This window comes from Desulfocicer niacini (genome assembly GCF_054657595.1).
In genome coordinates this window covers 187749-203578 of the sequence record NZ_BAAHYK010000003.1, presented here as the reverse complement: position 1 = coordinate 203578, position 15830 = coordinate 187749, and the positions used below count along the sequence as shown (strand labels likewise).

Here is a 15830-nt window from a genome sequence, read left to right as displayed (position 1 = left end):
GCGAAACTACATGCAAACAACCTCCTTGTCAAACACTTTTTTTATTTATTTCTCATGAAAATCATAACCATTTAAAATAATTATAAAATTAATATTTGATCAAATATGTTTTTTCCTGTTTCCACTTGTTAAACTAAAAATCCTAACTGATGATGATGACAAAAATAATATTTCAGAGGATTATGAGGGTAGGCCTCCGCCCCATGTCCCCCCTTCCCAAAAAAACTCATCTCCCAAGCTGGTTTTATTTCGAACATTTGTCCTTTTGTCTTAAAAATGCTATGAAAAGCCAATCTTAAACAAAAGTTTAAAGCAGCAAAGGTAATATGCCAAATGAGAATTTATAGCTCACGAGAAGACACATTAAGAACATGTTCCCCAGTATAATGAATAAGAGATACGCATTTGCCCTGGATCTTATTAAATTTATTGCCGCATCTGCCTTTATCATCTGGCTGATGTATGCCAGCGGCAGTCATTCCAATTATAACTGGCAATGGTACCGGGTTCCCCAATATTTTGGGAAATTCAGCAATGGTTCATTTGTACAGGGTCCTCTTTTACGGGGGCTGATGGTTACCCTCCAGGTTTCCCTTGTCAGTTTTATTTTATCCAGCCTGATGGGTCTTTTCACAGCATTATGCCGTCTTTCAAAATTAATCTCTCTTCGTATTATTGCAAGAACTTACCTTGAATTAATTCGAAATACCCCGTTACTGGTCCAGCTGTTTTTCATCTATTTTGTCATTGCACCAGTGATGGATCTGAGTCGTTTTGCATCGGCGGTGCTGGCACTGTCTCTGTTTGAGGGAGCCTACGCTTCAGAAATCATCCGGGCAGGTATCATTGCCATCCCCAAGGGTCAGTGGGAGGCCTCGGCGGCTGTGGGTTTAAGCAGGTATCGTATTTACAGACATATTATTCTGCCCCAGGCCATGACCCAGATGATCCCCCCTCTGGCAGGTCTGACCATTTCCCTTGTCAAGGACTCTGCCCTTGTCAGCACCATTGCATTGTACGACCTGACCATGGAAGGCCAGATGATAATTGCGGAAACATATATGGTCTTTGAATTATGGTTTGCCATTGCCGGGGTTTATTTAGTGCTTACAATTGCACTGTCTCTTTTGACCCGGCAAATGGAAGAACATTTTGCCATTACCCCAATGTAAGGAACTCATGATTCCTGAGTTCTCATTTCTCATACCACATGTATCGATTTCAATTTTAACGAGACGCACTATGTGGTATCAAATTGGAAAATGCATGGCTGAAGAGTAAAGAATATAAACAAGCAAAAAAAAGGAGGTTTTTCATGTATTATTTTCGAAATCTTAAACAAACTTGCATCTTTTTCACCGTGCTCATGGCATTGATCCTGCTCTCTGTTCCCGGTTCTGCCACTGTCGCATCCAATCAGGACAGTGTCATTGAACAGATAATGCAACGGGGAGTACTCCGGGTGGGGATGTCCACCTTTGTGCCCTGGGCCATGAAGGACAAAACAGGAGAACTCATCGGATTTGAAATTGATGTGGCCCGCCGCCTTGCCCAGGACATGGGGGTAAAAATTGAATTTGTACCCACCAAATGGTCAGGCATCATCCCTGCCCTTCTCATGGGAAAATTTGACGTGGTCATCGGCGGAATGGGCATTCAACCCATGAGAAATCTCAAGGTCAACTTTTCCATCCCCTATGACTACACCGGCATGTCCATGGTGGCCAGCAAAAAACTGGCAGAGGGTTACAATTCCCTTGAAGCTTTCAACAAGCCCGAGGTCATTATTGCGGCAAGACTTGGCTCCACCGCTGTAACTGCCACAAAAAAATACCTGCCCAATGCCCAGATCCGCATGTTTGATGATGAATCCCAGGCCTACCAGGAAGTGATCAACGGCAGAGCCCATGCCGTTGTGGGTTCGGCTCCCACTCCGGCTTTTCAGGCCATCAAAAATCCAGACCGGCTTTTTCTGCCCCTGAAGGCAAACTTCACCCAGGAACCCATCGGGTTTGCCCTGAAAAAAGGAGATGTGGACACTTTGAATTTCTTTAATAACTGGATCATCTATGTGGAAGCAGAAGGATGGTTCAAAGAAAGAAAAGCCTACTGGTTTGAAACAAAAGACTGGGAAAGCCAGATCCAGTGATACAAGAACGCCTGAATTTCACCTGGATCGATATCGTGGTCCTGGCAATCTTTTTTTCCCTCATTGCCGGTTTTTTCATCCTGGCGGGCATGGACTTTCATTACCAATGGAACTGGAAGGCCATCCCCCAGTATTTTTTCAGGTGGGATGCCCCATTGAATCAATGGGTTCCCGGCATGCTGATGCAGGGGGTTTTTACCACCCTTCGTATCAGCATCTGGGCCACCTTTCTGGCCCTTATCCTTGGCACCATTGCAGGCCTTGCACGAACAGGCAACAGCGTTTTTTTTAAAATAATGGGAACGGGATATGTGGCACTCATCCGCAACATCCCCATCCTGGTATGGATCTTCATTGCCTATTATTTCATCGGAGACAGGGTGATTCCCCTGCTGGGCATAAATCAACTGGCAGAGCTAAAAGAAGGGCTGTTAAAAAGCACCATTGAAATGCTTACCGCACCGGTGTCCCGAATACCGGTTTTTCTTTCTGCCGTGGTTGCCCTTGCTGTCTATGAAGGGGCATATATAACAGAAATCATCCGGGCCGGCATACAATCAGTTGAAAAAGGGCAATGGGAAGCCTCCCGGGCATTGGGATTTTCACGGTTTCAGCTCATGCGCCACGTGATTCTTCCCCAGGCATTGAAAAAAATGCTGCCCCCCCTGGCAGGGCAAATCATCTCCACCATAAAGGATTCCGCCATTGTATCGGTGATATCCATCCAGGAACTCACCTTCCAAGGCATGGAACTCATGTCCGCGACATTTCTTACCTTTGAGGTGTGGACCATCATTCTGCTGATCTACTTTACCGGCTGTTTCTGCTGCTCCATGGCCGTGGCAAGGCTGGAATTCCACCTTAACAGACCCCATTGACCCGGCACAGATAATGAAGATTAAACCCGTCATGAGCCATTTCCTGCACATCAATAGCATCAAACCCAGCTTCTTTTAAAAAGGCCTCTGCTTTTTGACGTCCCCACATCATGCCAAGCCCGGCACCGTTATCATTTAAGCCCACGGGCATGCAGTGCATGAGACTGACTGTGTACAGAAAAGGCCCCATGGGATGATCCATATTACCGGCATGGCTGGACTCTGCTGCAATGTCCACCATGGAAAAAATTCCCCCCGGAGCAAGCATGGACCGGATGCTTTTCAAAGCCGAAAGAGGCTTTGACTGATCATGGATGGCGTCAAAGGCACAAATATAGTCAAACCGACCTGCAAAGCGAGGATCATCCAGCAGGCGGGCCGCATCTTCCAAATAATAGATCACATTGTCCAGGCCGATTTTGTCTGCATCTTTTTGGGCCGCTTCCAGGGCTTTTTCATGATTATCAATGCCTGCAAAACGCGATTGGGGAAAGGCCCGGGCCATGAGATTAAGAGCCACCCCTTCCCCACAGCCCAAATCACACACTTCAATACCTGTTTGCAATCTTTGTATCAGGATGCCATCATCCACTTGGGGCAGAAACTGCTCCACCAACACCTGACGATGCTTGGCATTGGACAGTTCCGCCATAAAAGATTGAAACCGGGGATAGTTTGAAAAATGAACCCCCTGACCAGAATCAAACCCCGCCGCCACCGCCTCCATGGCACACTGGGTCAATAACGGAATCTCCTGGGTATAAACCCCCAGATTGTTATTACCGGCATTTTTCGTTAAAAAGGCGGCATGTTCCGGGGGCAAATAATACAATGTTACCCCAGAATAATTTGTGGATATTTCAACCACACCCCCGGTGACCATCACCCCCAGCCACTCCTGGATATAACGCTGGTCTTGTTTACTTTTCAGTGCAATTTCTTCAATGCTGGATGGTTTTTTCAATGTTTCCATGGCATCAAATAACTTTTGCCGATAACCCAGGGCCATGGCCAGGTTCAGAGAACCATGGTTTAAAATATCCGCCATTTTTCTGCCAAAGGCAGCTTTCTTTTCATTATCCTGCTCGGGCATCTTTCACCTCAAATAATATAAAGTCATTGTCAAAGCCTGTTTGAAGAGGCTATATTTTCTTCCTTAAAGAACGTGTTGTCAATACTAGGCTGGGTCATAACATCGGTCGGCCATCATCATTGGCGGGCCAGCGGGTTCAGCCAACTCCGAAAATTGAGTTAACAGAGGAATTTATTTATGGACTTTTTTTTCAATCCCAAGGGCATCGCACTCATCGGGGCCACACCCAACCCCCTCAAAGGGGGCAATGCCATTTTAAGAAACCTTATCAAAGGATTCAATGGCGGTATTTATCCGGTGAATCCCCGGTATGATGAAATCCTTGATATTGCCTGCTACAAAAACATTGCCGATGTTCCTGATCCCGTGGATCTGGCCATTGTTTTTATCCCGGGCAAACGGGTCCCCGAAATCATAGAAGCCTGTGCAAAACGGGGTATAAAAGGCGTAATGATTGAATCCAGCGGGTTTGCCGAAAGCGGAAAAGAGGGACTAAAGATGCAAAAAGATCTTGCCGCCTTTGCAAAAAAAGCCGGTATCCGCCTGTGGGGCCCCAACTGCATGGGCCTTGTGGATGCGGTGAATAAAAATGTATTTTCCTTTGTTTCCCCGGAGCTATGGAATACTCTGCTGCCCGGAGAGGTTTCCCTTATTGTACAGAGCGGCATGCTGTCGGGGGCCTTTCTCATTGACTGCATGTCCCACGGCACCATGGGCGTCAGCAAGGTCTGTTCCATCGGCAATAAAATGGATGTGGATGAATGTGAAATCCTGGAATATATGCTCACAGATCCCCACACCCGGGTCATCGGACTTTATCTTGAATCCATCTCCCATGGCCGCAGATTCATGGAAATCTGCAGGCGATCCACCAAACCCATTGTCCTTCTAAAGGGTGGAAAAAGCGCCATGGGGGCAAAGGCAGCCATGGGGCACACGGCCAGCATGGCTGGAAACGGTGCCGTCATCCGCGGTGCCATGGCCCAGGCAGGGGTGATTGAAGCAACGGATTTTCAGCAGATGATGGATCTGTGCCGATCCCTTGCCGCATACCCCGACATCACCCCATCTGCCCCCAGGGGACGGGTGGCCATACTCACCTACAGCGGTGGTGCCGGTATTGTCTCCTCGGACTTCATGGAAAAGTTCAACCTGGAGCCAGGCATCCTCAGTGATCAGACCCGGGAGAAATTAAAAACCATATTTCCCGAGTGGATGCCCCCATCCAACCCCATTGATCTGTGGCCTGCTGTGGAGCAGCATGGTGCGGAAAAAGTCTATGGCATTGCCATTGAAGCCGCCTGCGAAGACCCTGGCATTGATGCCATTTTTATCCATTCTTTTGCCGGTGGTTTTGCCCTGAGTTTTGATCTGGAACCCCATGTTCACAAGGCAAAAAACATGGGAAAACCTGTCTTCTGCTGGCTCATCGGCAAGCAGGATGAGGCCCGGGTCTTCCAGATGAAGACCCAGGCAAAGGGTATCCCCGTTTTCCGGGAACTGTATCGTGCCGTTGAATGCATGGATGCCGTGTTTACCCATGGGAAAAGGAATGCGAACCGGGAGAAGCCCCGGAATCATAAAATCCCCAAGCTCTCCCAGGACACCATCAATGCAAATCTGAAATCAAAGGGAACGGCCCTGGACGAACAGGTTTCCAAAGCCATTCTGACGGCATGCAATATCCCTGTAACCCATGAAATAACAGTAAGCAGTCCCGAACAAGCCTGTCATGAAGCCACACACACCCTGACATTTCCAGTGGTTATGAAAGGCCTTGTTCCAGAGGAAGTACACAAAACCGAGGCCGGACGGGTGAAACTGAACCTTGAAACTCCGGGCCAGGTGGAGAAGGCCTTCAATGATCTCCACCGGGACATGAAAGGCCAGGGGAAAATACTCCTTCAGCAGCAAATCAAAGGAGATCTGGAACTCATTGCCGGGGTGGTAAAAGATCCCCAGTTCGGTGTGTGTGTCATGGTGGGGTTGGGGGGTGTCATGGCGGAAATTTTAGATGATGCCGTATTCGGGGTGGCGCCCCTGGACCATGATGATGCACTGGCTCTTATGGGGCGGCTTAAACATCAGAAACTTCTCAACGGTTTCCGGGGGGCCAACGGTGTGGATCGGGATACCCTGGCTGATATTCTTTCGGCCCTGGGACAACTGGCCCTGGAGTATCCCCAGATTAAAGAAATTGATGTAAATCCCCTGATCATTGAGCGGGGAAAGCCCATTGCCGTGGATGCGTCCATCATTGTGAGGTAAAATTTAGCTGAATCCTTTTTTTACTCGATGTTCACGTTTTTCTGCCGATTTTGCAATAACGGGTTCAGGCTTGTGTTATTAGCGTTATCGACCAACGCCGGGGTCAACACGAAACGCCACCGATAATGCCCATAACGCCAATAACACAAGCCTGAACCCTCCCCATTACATCTCAAGATAAAAAACTTGGTCATCGAGTTTTAGCAACGATGAAGGAATTGCCAATGACGGCCCATTCAAATTCCAAGGCGCTCAAGTGCCAATTTGGGGGGCATAATGCCATTTTCATGTCTCATTGTACCCGTCAAAATATGTGAATCTATAAAAAAGCAGGCAAATTCAGTATCAAAAAATCATTATTTCAAACTCGGTGTTTACCATTTCGGCAAGACCCATGTCCTCGACTTTATTAAAAATTTTATCCACCATGGCATTAACAAGGCGTTGATCCGAGCCTGTGATGGAAAAACCGATCTCTCCCCGTTCATGGACATCATTGGCTCCGATCTCCGCCACAGATGCATTAAAACTGTTTTTGATACGCCCCATGATCCCCTTGATAATTTTACGTTTCGCTTTCAAAGAATGAACCCCGTGAAGTCGCAACACGATTCTACCAACACCAATGACCATGGAAGCTTACCTCCATTATGAGTTGTTCAAATTATCCGTAACAGAATGCTCTCCAAGGGCCATGCGCACATCATCGGGAAGAGAAATGGATTTTTTAATGCTATAATCAAAATTCACCATGGTCACCTGGGCAACGGCGACTGTTTTTTCATTCTGAATCAATTGCTGCTCAAGAGTAAAGGACGCTTTCCCCAGACGTGCCACACCGGTTTTAATGGTTAGCGGACTCTGATCATACACTTCTGCCAGGTAGTTCACTTCAAGGCGGGCCACAATGACCGCTCCCTTCTTTTTTTTATCTGTGCCATTAACAATTTTATAAATTCCTTCAAATCCCTTTTCAAACCACAGGGGGAACACTGAAAAGCGCACATGACCTGCGCCACTAAGATCTCCAGAATCGGGATGAATCTGTGTGTAAAACATATTGAAAACAGTTCCTTTCTTGAAAAAACTTTCCAAATCAAAACAAGCTGCCCCCCCCCCGCCGGTTCCATCGGCCTTCAAAGGCGGCATATCAGCATTTTCAGTCTTCGTTATACCAAAAGGCAGACATGGCAGATATTAAGGATGTCACCCTCTGCCTGCAGGCTTGACAGACCCTCAACGCAAGGGTACAAAAAAGTATTATCCTATCTGTGATAGACAAAAGGGTCAACGCGGAAAAAAGAATACCTTTTGCGATGCGGATCCATAATAAAGGAGATTTTACATGAAAAAATCATCACCACTGCCTCGGTTTATATTGACCATGGGGCTTATTTTCTCCATGGGGCTTATCAACGGATGTTCCCAAGCATACTATGGTGCCATGGAAAAGGTAGGCATTCACAAACGTGATATCCTGGTGGATCGGGTGGAAAAGGCAAGGGACGCCCAGGAAAATGCCCAGGAGGAATTTAAGTCTGCCCTGACACAATTTGAATCGGTGGTACGCCTGGAAAATACCGATCTTAAAATGGCCTACGAACAAACCAATGCTGCCTATGAAGAGAGCGAAAAAGCAGCTGAAGCCGTATCAGATAGAATTTCCCGGGTGGAAGATGTGGCAGAAGCCTTGTTTCTGGAATGGGAAGCTGAGCTGGAACAATACAGCAATGCGGAGTTAAAGCGCCTCAGCCAGCAGAAAATAACAGAAACCCGGACCCGGTATCGTAGAATGCTGAAGGTAATGCACCAGGCCGAACAATCCATGGCCCCGGTACTCACCACTTTCCATGACAATGTCCTGTTTTTAAAGCATAACCTCAATGCCCAGGCCATTGGGTCCCTTAAAGGAGAATTCTCCCACCTCCAGGGTCAGATCCAGTCACTCATCGGGGAGATGAATCGCGCCATTGCCTCTTCCAATGACTTCCTGGCAGAACTACAGCAATAGCCAACACCCCCTGAGCTGAAAACTCAGGGGTTTTCTCGCCGGTTTTCCTATAACAACCATTCCCTGACGTACACAACTAATAATGAAAGTGGCATTATGCCGCCCCCGACGGGCCATCGGGCCGGCCCCGGACCGTCGGCGGCCCATTTGCCCTACCGGTCTAAAGCGCAGGAACTGCCTGCAGGTTTGTCCTCAAACAGCCTGCGCTTCTTAACGACCGGCAGGGCAAATGGGCTGATCGCCTTTGGCTCCGAATGGGCCAGTCCGATGGCCCGTCGAGGGCTCTGCTGTCGGCATTTTCATATAAAAATCTGACTCCATGAAGCCTGTTAAAAAATTGTCAGCAATATCAGACATTGATTTCTGTCAGCCAGAAATCATGCTTGTTGCAAAAACTGGTTACGAAAATTTTCCCCTTGTATCCTTCAGGCAATTCATAGCGTGATTCGGGTTTATCTGCAGGCGTAAAGGTTTTTGCCCCCTGGTAAGTCCCGTCTTCAAGAATCAGAGTATGTCTTACAATGAAATGCGCATTGGACATGGAATGATTGGTGGCAACCCGAACCGTGGTCCCAGTTACGGTCACTTGGGGGGCGTGACTGTCCACTTTCCTCGCCCATTTGCCCGGATTATCCTTGGTATAGACAATATTGGTGTACATGGCGGTGCTGCCGGCAAGGGCTGGCAAGGCTGAGCCTGCCACCATAATGGATGCGGCTGCTGCGGTGGTTGTCTTGAAGAAATCTCGTCTGTCATACATGATAGACCTCCTGACTGATGAGTTAATGAAAGAACAATGGAAGTTGGGTCAATTTGGACAAAAAACTTCTCGGACTTGGTCACAAGCCTGACCCCATTAACCTACCAAATTTAAGGCCTTGCCGATCTTGTGATTAAGCCCAATTTTTCTAACAAAAAAAGGTTATGAACAAAATCAAATCGTAACACTATCCACAGGAATTACCCAGAAAAAATTTCAGATAGAAGAATCTACCCTGGTTAATCTGATCCGAATCATATCTGATCTAAAAGGAACATTCCAATTTTATTTAAAAATTTCACACCCATAAAAAGACTAACTGCTTTTTATTCCGGGCCATCCACCTCCGAAAAGATACCTTTTCTTTTTAGTTGCTTCAATATGATTCTTTTGATATCTTTTGCATACAATTTGACGCTGGTTTTTGTATATTTTTTATTATCAGCCATTCAATTTTTCGTCAATCATAAAGCCTGCCAACTCCGGAAGTTGAGTGATAGAGACAGAACCTTGTCTTTGCATAAAATTGTTCGATAATCTTTCAAAACCCTTATCGTTGAAAAATCTCAAGACCGAAATCCAAGTATTCTACAGAATTTGATCATCAAAAGCTCCATAGATTATAAGCTCAGACCATCTGGATAAAATTGATCATAATTCTATCCAGCAGCAGGAATAAGTCCAACTTTAAATACCGCCCGTCTTGACAATGTCTGCCAACAATTACCATGAACCCCTTAACACAAGAAGGAGCCATAAATGAAATTTTGTTTAAAGCAAGCAACTATTTTTTTTACGATTTTATTTGTATTGACAACTGCGGGATGTTTTAACAGCAGTGATCATGATAAATCAGTGGAGGTGTCACGTGATGACAAGGGAGTCTGGTTCATAAAAGGAGGGCAATATGCCACCTATTTTAATATTTTTGAGGCCCAGGGATATGCAGTGGCAACAGATCGCCTCTGGCAGGCGGAACTTTATCGCAGAAGCGCGCGTGGACGACTGGCGGAGATATTAGGATCAAGCCAGCTGTCAACAGATATATATCTCAGAACAGTGGGGTTTTCCGATGAAGAACTGGTCAAACAGTTTGATGGGCTTGATGCCGAAAGTAAAGAGATCATCAACGGGTATGTGGCAGGATTCAACCGCAGAATAAACGAAATAAAAGAGAATACAAACCTACTGCCCTTTGAATTTGCTGCTGTTGGACAATCCTTGGGCAGTACGTTCGTTCCTGAAGACTGGACCGCCTCTGATGTACTGGCATGGTTAGGTCTCATGTTAAGAAATTTTGACCCCGAAGGAATAGACTCCCGGGGACAATTGGATAATGCCACATTGTTAAGTGAATTAATGGTAAAATATCCAGAAAATTATATGAGCATGTTCAATGATCTCAGATGGGTCAATGATCCCGATGCACAGACCTATATTCCTTCAGAAATGCAGACAGACGTGGCGGCTTTGAACGGTGATATACCAGTCAAAACCAGCAGATCGGTAAAAACAACTGAAATGATAAAACCCATGGCGGTCGCGGCAAACAATATTAAATCCGTGCGACAAAATGTTGAAAATAACTTGGAGAAAATAAATGCCCGATTAAAAATGGGTAGTTATGCCTGGGTCGTATCAGGAAACAAGACCGCATCGGGCAATCCCGTCATCTACTCCGGTCCCCAGATGGGCTTTTCCGTGCCCTCCATCGTCCTAGAAGGGTCTATCAATGCGGGGGGATTAAATGTCTCTGGAATGACAGTCGCCGGGATTCCCGGTATAATCATAGGAAGGACCCCCCACCATGCATGGTCCATGCAGGTGGGGCACGCCCACACAGTGGATTATTATATTGAAAGCCCGGATAATGTCAGTTTACACCGCATGGAAACCATCAAGGTTGCGGGAGAAGCTGATATCCTCCTGCCGGTTTACCGAAGCAGTCATGGCCCCATTGTCAATCCCCTGCCCTATGACCCTGACAATTATGTAGCCAGTGCCGCAAACCCCATTGTATCCTGGAAATATTCCCACTGGGGGTATGAACAATATGGAGTAAAGGCCATCACTGAGCTGGCGCGGGCACAGAGTATGGACGAATTTGGACAAGGTATAGATCAGGTGCCAGTGAGCCAGCATTTCTGCTATGCTGACCGGAACGGCAACATTGCCTATTGGATGTCAGGCCGCGACCCGGTACGTCCTGCCGGAGAATGGCGCTTTCCCCAGGGGTTTTTACCAGGAACTCCAACCCTTGAATGGGATGCTGCAATCTTGAAGGCCCGATCCACCGATAGAAACAGTGAGCAGAAATTTTACGGGGGGTGGAATAATAAGTCCAGTGATGCCTATGATAATTCATCCAATGCGCCTGTCTATTATTTTGGGCCTTTTCACCGTGCCCATGTAATTGAGGAATACCTTAACAATAACGAGAATCTTACTTTTGAAGCCATTCGGGACCTGGCGTCCAACATTGCCGCAACGGATTCCATAAGACTGGGTGGAAATCCCTGGGAATTTGTCAATTCATATTTCTCAAATTTTGTTCAGGCCAACCCAACAGAGAGTCGAATGGCAGCCATGAACAAGCTGAATGGATGGGATGGACATTTCATTGATGGCACGCTTGACGAATGGATCAACGGTACAATACGCTCCGAGGCATGGGTGTTAACGGATAAATGGATCCGGGAGGTTATTCGATTAACCTTTGAAGATGAACTGACCACGGCAACCCTCTCCTATGAAGATCAGGACCTCACTATACTTTTCAACACGATTCTTCATCTGCTCAAGGGAGAAAATTCAGGTGTGGTGGCACAATATAACTGGTTTGCGAATCTGACAAATAATAGCGCCCCCCAGAGCGCCGAAGCCATTGTGGTTACAGCCCTTGATAATGTCCTTGATTCCCTTGGTGCATCCCCCTGGAATGTTCCCCGAAGTATCCCGGGAGAAAAGGAAATTATTTATTCCCACGATTTAATCGGGAAAGTGCACGAGACCCCCTTTGGTTCCCGATCAACCTATGCCCATTGTGTGGAATTGGGATCATCCGGTCCTGTTCGCATTGAATCCATGTTTCCCCTTGGGGAGTCGGGAAATATTTCCATGGCTGAGGATGGATCTCCGGTATTTGACGATCACTTTTTCAGTATGACCCCGGAATTTGACGGATTCTCACCACGTGCGTTTCCACTGTTTAGCGAATAATTTTTTTAATCCATCCGGAGCTTTTTTTATAATATAAATGGCCGTAAGCATCTGCCGGAACCAAGCTTGAAACTCTTATTATTTGAGATATCTGGATGGAGTTTCATATAACGGGCATGTCCTGTCGGACACAACAAATATAGGGTCGTAGACGCGGAGCCAAATGGTATTATACCGCCGCCCCCCCCGACGGGCAATGGGCCCGGTCCGGAACTGTAGACAGCTCAATTGTCCGGTTCCTATTGCCCATCGGGGGGGGCGGCTCTGCTGAGGTTGCCTTGGAGGCTGACTTTCCATATAACCCACATGGCTGTAAATACCAGCCACAACGAAAAATGAAACTCTAATAATTGCAATCCTTTAGTCGGAGTTTCATATAAAAAATGCTCCGGGGATATACATCTGAATGAACGGCATCCTTGACTTATCTGTCACCGCTCACACCCGCTTCTGCACCAGCCCAATTTTCACAGGCACCCCCACTTGCTCGGCCAGGGTCTCTTCGGTGCGGACCATTAACTTTTCCAGATTCTTGATCTCATCGGAAAAAAGCACATCATCCATCACAAGTGATATTCCAAGTATTTCCGTGCCGCCCTGGCGAATCCGCTCCACGGTGCAGTCCGGGCACTGCATGCCCAGCGCCTGCCCAAGGTAAACCTTCACCTGGTCCAGAGAGACCTTGATGCCGGAGATGATGATCATATTATCCACCCGCTCCTTTAACCACTCCATTTTCATCAAAGGAGAACTGCAGCCGCAGGGCTCGGTGACAAATCGTGCCATGTCCCCGGTGCGAAAACGAATCAGGGGAAAGGCCCTGGCAGACAGGGTGGTCAACACCAGTTCGCCCTTTTCTCCCATGGGCACCGGCATTCCTGTACCTGGATCAATGATTTCCGGCAGGATGTGATCATCATTGATATGAAGCCCGCAATGACTGCCGCAGGCATGGGTATCACAACGACTGCCGCACTCATGGGCAATGGCCGGGCCGGGGATTTCACTCAGACCATAATTGAGCCATACATCCACGTGCAGTCGTTCTTCCAGGTCAGCCACGGATTTTTCATCCACGGGTTCACCCACCAGAATCACCCTTTTCAGGTTCAGCTCATTGGGATTTCGCTCCTGGTCAAACATATGCTCCATGAGCTGCTCGGCAAAGGCTGGCGTGGTCACCAGGGTGGTGGTTTTATAATCCCGCAGCACCATGAGGGTCTTGGCAAGGGAAAGGGGGGAGTTGGGAATCACACCGGCCCCCATGGCTTCCCCACCATCCTTATAATCCCGACCCCAGTTGGCAAGCCCCGGGGGCAGATGGATCTGAATAATATCAAGACTTGTGACCCCGGCAGCTTCAAAACTTCTGGCCACCAGTTTTTTCCAGATCAAGAGATCTGTCCTTGTGTATCCGCTGATGGAAGGGCTGGCACCGGTACCGGGTGCCGTATGAATCCTGACAATGTCCCTTAAGGGTACGGCAAAAAGACCGTAAGGGTAATGGGTGCCAAGATGGGTGCGATCCATGAAGGGCAATTTTTCCAGGTCTTTGAGCGAGACAATATCCTGGGGAAGAATGTTCAGTTCCAGGAACCGGTTACGATGAAAGGGCACATTTTTACAGGCCCGATTCAAGGTGCTCTGCAATCGCTCCAGTTTGAGTTGATCTTTTTCTTCCACCGTTACATCCAGCATCACTGATCCCTCCCGTCATAAAAATCACCATAATCCTGGCCCAGGTAGGCCCGCTTTACATCATCATCCAGTAAAAGCTCATCGGCACTTCCCTGGAGCACCATTTTCCCGGTCTCCAGCACATATCCCCTGTCGGCAATCTTCAGGGCAGCCCTAGCATTCTGCTCCACCAACAGAATGGTGACACCCTGGCTTCGTAAAGTGGTAATCACCCCAAAAATCATGTCCACAATTTTGGGGGCAAGCCCCATGGAAGGCTCATCCAAAACCAGCAGACGGGGCCTTGCCATCAAGGCCCTGCCAATGGCCAGCATCTGCTGCTCTCCCCCGGACAGGGTGCCTGCCAGCTGGTCCGCCCGCTCCCGAAGAATGGGAAACATGTCCATTATCATGGTAAGGTCATCTTCCACCTGGGATTTCAACCCCTTGCGATACATGGTGTAGGCCCCCATTTTCAGATTATCCATGACGCTTAAGGGAGAAAAAATCTGTCGCCCCTCGGGCACCATGCTGATCCCGGCCCGGACAATGGCCGGAGGAGACATGCCCTTAAGGTCACTGTTCCGGAAAAGGATTTCTCCGTCCCAGGTTTTCAAAAGACCGCAGATGGCCAACAGCAAGGTGCTCTTACCTGCCCCATTGGCACCTATAATGGAAATGAGCTCTCCTTCCTTCACCGAAAGGCTGACCCCATGCACAGCAACAATACTGCCATAACTGCATTTTAAATTCTTTATTCTAAGCATATATTTATATTATTCCTGCAAAGCAATCCCACCCTGATTATCCCTGCCCCAGATAGGCTTCCATCACCGCTTGATTATTCTGAATCTCCCGGGGGGTGCCTTCGGCAAGTTTGCTGCCCCGGTCAAGGACAATGAGTTTATCGGAAATTCCCATGGCAAGGCTCATGTCATGCTCCACCAGCATCATGGTAATTCCCTTTTTCTTCACCTTTTCAATCAATCGGCCAAGGGCATCGGTTTCCACAGCGTTCAGGCCAGCGGCGGGCTCATCCAGTAACAGTAACCGGGGATCAGAGGCCAGTGCCCGGGCGATTTCCGCCATTTTCTGACGTCCCACGGGAAGATCCCCGGCCGGTCGATGGGCATAGGGTGATAAACCTGTAAATTCAAGTAATTCAAAGGCTTTTTCCCGGGCATCTTTTTCTTCTTTCACCACCCATGGCAGCCGTGTCACAGCCCCCCAGAACCCACTCTTTGTTCTGACGTGCATGCCCACCAGCACATTTTCAAGCAGGGTCATGGAACCAAACAGTTCCACATGCTGAAAGGTGCGGGCAATGCCCGCCTTCACCAGCTGATACACGGCCATTTTCCGGGTGGGTCTGCCGTTGAAAATCACCTGGCCACTGTCTGGCTTATAAATCCCGGTGATCATGTTAAACAAGGTTGTCTTACCCGCGCCATTGGGACCGATTAGTCCGCACACGATCCCCGGCTCAATGGAAAAGGAGATATTGTCCTGGGCAGTAACCCCGCCAAACCGTTTGGTCAGGGAGCGTACTTCCAGCATGGCCCGGGCATTATCATTCCCGGTGGAAAATGCATGAGCCAGGTCATCATTTTCCCGGGCAGGGGGTCTCTCAAGATCTGTCATCATGATTTCTGTCTATACCTTTATATTTTTTTAAAAAAATCATCTCCTCTTGTAAATATTCGGCTTTGCTCAGTAAATGTTTGGACAGTGCCCCATATTCGCCTGTTTGGGGCTGCGCAGCATACTAATGCTAT

At 47.8% G+C, this 15830-nt stretch carries 13 protein-coding genes; 6 read left to right on the top strand and 7 right to left on the bottom strand.

The features are described 5' to 3' along the window. Positions 1 to 386: 386 nt before the first annotated feature. The 3 genes from ACYQ2M_RS02735 to ACYQ2M_RS02725 all read left to right on the top strand — a co-directional run bounded on the left by ACYQ2M_RS02735 (position 387) and on the right by ACYQ2M_RS02725 (position 3027). Positions 387 to 1172 (top strand): amino acid ABC transporter permease, encoded by a 786-nt coding sequence (locus tag ACYQ2M_RS02735; protein WP_459914780.1) that lies wholly within the window; start codon positions 387 to 389, stop codon positions 1170 to 1172. A gap of 143 nt (positions 1173 to 1315) precedes the next feature. Beyond that, positions 1316 to 2149: a transporter substrate-binding domain-containing protein gene (locus tag ACYQ2M_RS02730; RefSeq protein WP_459914779.1), complete on the top strand. Its 834-nt coding sequence runs from the start codon at positions 1316 to 1318 to the stop codon at positions 2147 to 2149. Next, positions 2146 to 3027, top strand: coding sequence for an amino acid ABC transporter permease (locus tag ACYQ2M_RS02725; protein ID WP_459914778.1), 882 nt, complete (start codon positions 2146 to 2148; stop codon positions 3025 to 3027). Before ACYQ2M_RS02730 ends, ACYQ2M_RS02725 begins: the two co-directional genes overlap by 4 nt. On the opposite strand, the gene ACYQ2M_RS02720 is transcribed toward ACYQ2M_RS02725, so the two are convergent. Beyond that, positions 3011 to 4120, bottom strand: coding sequence for a class I SAM-dependent methyltransferase (locus tag ACYQ2M_RS02720; protein ID WP_459914777.1), 1110 nt, complete (start codon positions 4118 to 4120; stop codon positions 3011 to 3013). The genes ACYQ2M_RS02725 and ACYQ2M_RS02720 overlap by 17 nt on opposite strands. A 177-nt stretch (positions 4121 to 4297) precedes the next feature. On the opposite strand from ACYQ2M_RS02720, the gene ACYQ2M_RS02715 reads away from it, so the two are divergent. Continuing rightward, positions 4298 to 6388, top strand: a complete 2091-nt coding sequence (locus ACYQ2M_RS02715; protein WP_459914776.1) for an acetate--CoA ligase family protein — start codon at positions 4298 to 4300, stop codon at positions 6386 to 6388. A gap of 345 nt (positions 6389 to 6733) precedes the next feature. On the opposite strand, the gene ACYQ2M_RS02710 is transcribed toward ACYQ2M_RS02715, so the two are convergent. Both ACYQ2M_RS02710 and ACYQ2M_RS02705 read right to left on the bottom strand, forming a co-directional pair. Further along, positions 6734 to 7021 (bottom strand): DUF503 domain-containing protein, encoded by a 288-nt coding sequence (locus ACYQ2M_RS02710; protein ID WP_459914775.1) that lies wholly within the window; start codon positions 7019 to 7021, stop codon positions 6734 to 6736. 15 nt (positions 7022 to 7036) lie between these two features. After that, positions 7037 to 7447, bottom strand: a complete 411-nt coding sequence (locus ACYQ2M_RS02705) for an acyl-CoA thioesterase (RefSeq protein ID WP_459914774.1) — start codon at positions 7445 to 7447, stop codon at positions 7037 to 7039. A 286-nt stretch (positions 7448 to 7733) separates the two neighbouring features. Here ACYQ2M_RS02705 and ACYQ2M_RS02700 point away from each other — a divergent pair, with 286 nt between their 5' ends. Continuing rightward, positions 7734 to 8399, top strand: a complete 666-nt coding sequence (locus tag ACYQ2M_RS02700) for a DUF2959 domain-containing protein (protein ID WP_459914773.1) — start codon at positions 7734 to 7736, stop codon at positions 8397 to 8399. A 349-nt stretch (positions 8400 to 8748) separates the two neighbouring features. Here the strand turns inward: ACYQ2M_RS02700 and ACYQ2M_RS02695 are convergent, their stop codons facing one another. Next, positions 8749 to 9159, bottom strand: coding sequence for a desulfoferrodoxin family protein (locus ACYQ2M_RS02695; RefSeq protein ID WP_459914772.1), 411 nt, complete (start codon positions 9157 to 9159; stop codon positions 8749 to 8751). Between the two features lie 759 nt (positions 9160 to 9918). Here ACYQ2M_RS02695 and ACYQ2M_RS02690 point away from each other — a divergent pair. Beyond that, positions 9919 to 12378 (top strand): penicillin acylase family protein, encoded by a 2460-nt coding sequence (locus ACYQ2M_RS02690; RefSeq protein ID WP_459914771.1) that lies wholly within the window; start codon positions 9919 to 9921, stop codon positions 12376 to 12378. A 438-nt stretch (positions 12379 to 12816) separates the two neighbouring features. On the opposite strand, the gene ACYQ2M_RS02685 is transcribed toward ACYQ2M_RS02690, so the two are convergent. Genes ACYQ2M_RS02685 through ACYQ2M_RS02675 form a run of 3 tightly spaced genes read right to left on the bottom strand, consistent with a single transcriptional unit; the run spans position 12817 to position 15699 of the window. After that, on the bottom strand, positions 12817 to 14076 hold the full coding sequence (locus ACYQ2M_RS02685; RefSeq protein WP_459914770.1) for a phenylacetate--CoA ligase family protein: 1260 nt from the start codon (positions 14074 to 14076) through the stop codon (positions 12817 to 12819). After that, entirely contained in the window at positions 14076 to 14822 is a 747-nt protein-coding gene (locus ACYQ2M_RS02680; protein ID WP_459914769.1) for an ABC transporter ATP-binding protein, read from the bottom strand. Before ACYQ2M_RS02680 ends, ACYQ2M_RS02685 begins: the two co-directional genes overlap by 1 nt. A gap of 37 nt (positions 14823 to 14859) precedes the next feature. Beyond that, entirely contained in the window at positions 14860 to 15699 is an 840-nt protein-coding gene (locus tag ACYQ2M_RS02675; RefSeq protein WP_459914768.1) for an ABC transporter ATP-binding protein, read from the bottom strand. Positions 15700 to 15830 lie beyond the last annotated feature (131 nt).

What these genes read in the sequence shown, in the direction of transcription:
- ACYQ2M_RS02705 (WP_459914774.1), bottom strand. Translation starts at nt 7,447, where the DNA reads ATGTTTTACACACAGATTCATCCCGATTCTGGAGATCTTAGTGGCGCA.
- ACYQ2M_RS02710 (WP_459914775.1), bottom strand. Translation starts at nt 7,021, where the DNA reads ATGGTCATTGGTGTTGGTAGAATCGTGTTGCGACTTCACGGGGTTCAT.
- ACYQ2M_RS02695 (WP_459914772.1), bottom strand. Translation starts at nt 9,159, where the DNA reads ATGTATGACAGACGAGATTTCTTCAAGACAACCACCGCAGCAGCCGCA.
- ACYQ2M_RS02690 (WP_459914771.1), top strand. Translation starts at nt 9,919, where the DNA reads ATGAAATTTTGTTTAAAGCAAGCAACTATTTTTTTTACGATTTTATTT.
- ACYQ2M_RS02715 (WP_459914776.1), top strand. Translation starts at nt 4,298, where the DNA reads ATGGACTTTTTTTTCAATCCCAAGGGCATCGCACTCATCGGGGCCACA.
- ACYQ2M_RS02685 (WP_459914770.1), bottom strand. Translation starts at nt 14,076, where the DNA reads ATGCTGGATGTAACGGTGGAAGAAAAAGATCAACTCAAACTGGAGCGA.
- ACYQ2M_RS02700 (WP_459914773.1), top strand. Translation starts at nt 7,734, where the DNA reads ATGAAAAAATCATCACCACTGCCTCGGTTTATATTGACCATGGGGCTT.
- ACYQ2M_RS02730 (WP_459914779.1), top strand. Translation starts at nt 1,316, where the DNA reads ATGTATTATTTTCGAAATCTTAAACAAACTTGCATCTTTTTCACCGTG.
- ACYQ2M_RS02680 (WP_459914769.1), bottom strand. Translation starts at nt 14,822, where the DNA reads ATGCTTAGAATAAAGAATTTAAAATGCAGTTATGGCAGTATTGTTGCT.
- ACYQ2M_RS02735 (WP_459914780.1), top strand. Translation starts at nt 387, where the DNA reads ATGAATAAGAGATACGCATTTGCCCTGGATCTTATTAAATTTATTGCC.
- ACYQ2M_RS02675 (WP_459914768.1), bottom strand. Translation starts at nt 15,699, where the DNA reads ATGATGACAGATCTTGAGAGACCCCCTGCCCGGGAAAATGATGACCTG.
- ACYQ2M_RS02720 (WP_459914777.1), bottom strand. Translation starts at nt 4,120, where the DNA reads ATGCCCGAGCAGGATAATGAAAAGAAAGCTGCCTTTGGCAGAAAAATG.